Origin of the sequence: Tahibacter caeni (assembly GCF_024609805.1) — a bacterium.
Taxonomy (GTDB): Bacteria; Pseudomonadota; Gammaproteobacteria; order Xanthomonadales; family Rhodanobacteraceae; genus Tahibacter; species Tahibacter caeni.
This window is the reverse complement of the sequence record NZ_JANFVR010000675.1, coordinates 1-1,046: the sequence shown is the minus strand read 5'-3', so window position 1 is coordinate 1,046 and position 1,046 is coordinate 1. Positions and strand designations below refer to the sequence as shown.

Here is a 1,046-nt window from a genome sequence, read left to right as displayed (position 1 = left end):
CGAGCGCGCCGCTGCACGCAGCGGCGGCTGCAGCGCCGGCTCGCGCGGCAGCGCGCCGAGGCCCGGCAGCCGGATCAGCGGCTCGTGGTAATGCGCGTCGGCATTCGCCGCTTCGAGCGCGGCGCCGCTCAGGAAACCGTCGAATCCGTCCAGGCCGCTCGTGACCGGATGGCCGTAGGCCAGGTACTGGCGCGGCGCGAGCGGCAGCGCCGCGAGCGCGTGCATGGCCGGATCCATGCCGACGTCGAGCAGCACGACCACGTCGGGCGCGGCCGCGCGGATCCGCGCGGCGACCTGCAGCGGCGGCAGCGGCAGATGGCGGAACGCGTCGACGCGCGCGGCCAGCGCCGCGGTCGTCGCGTCGCTGAGATTGCCGCAGTGAAACGCCCAGCGTTCGAAGCGCGTCGGATCGAGTTCGTCGAGCCAGCGGCCGAAATAGCGCGTGATCGTGTGCTCGCGCAGCTCGGCACTGACGAAAGCCACGCGCAGGCGCTGCGCGCCGCTGCGCGGCAGCGGCGGTTCGGCCAGTGCGCCGCCCGCCGCTCGCATGATGCGTTGCACGAGCTCGCCGAAACGCCGGCCCAGCGCGCGGTTGTCGCGCGGCTGGTAGTGCAGCGGAAACGGCAGCACGCGGCAGATCGCCGCGTACGCCGCGTCGATCTGCGCCGGCGTGTCCAGGCGCAGTTCCGCATGAATCCGTTCGAGCTGCACCGCGAAACGCTCGTGCGCCGCGTCGATCGCCTCCTCGCTGTCCATCAGCGCGGGCAGGGTCAGCGCGGCCAGCCAGGCGATCGTGCGCTGCTGCGGATCCGGCAGCGCGGCCGCGCGCTGCAAGGTCGCGATTCCGCCGTCGAACTCGCCGGCTTCGATCTGCGCCTGGCCGAGATCGGCGAGGAGTCCGGCGCGCTCGGGCGTCGCGGCGACCGCGCGCCGCAGGACCGGCAGCGCGGTATCGAGATCGCGGCGCTGGCGCGCGGCGCGCGCGAGCGTGCGCAACGCCGCCGCGTGCTGCGGCGCCTGCTCGACGGCGGCCTGCGCCAGGGTCT

General features: G+C 74.8%; 1 protein-coding gene. It reads right to left on the bottom strand.

The genetic code is table 11. The annotated features are described in order from the left end of the window. The coding region (locus NON22_RS24765) for a tetratricopeptide repeat protein (protein WP_257389643.1) at positions 1 to 1,046 on the bottom strand (1,046 nt) is incomplete at both ends.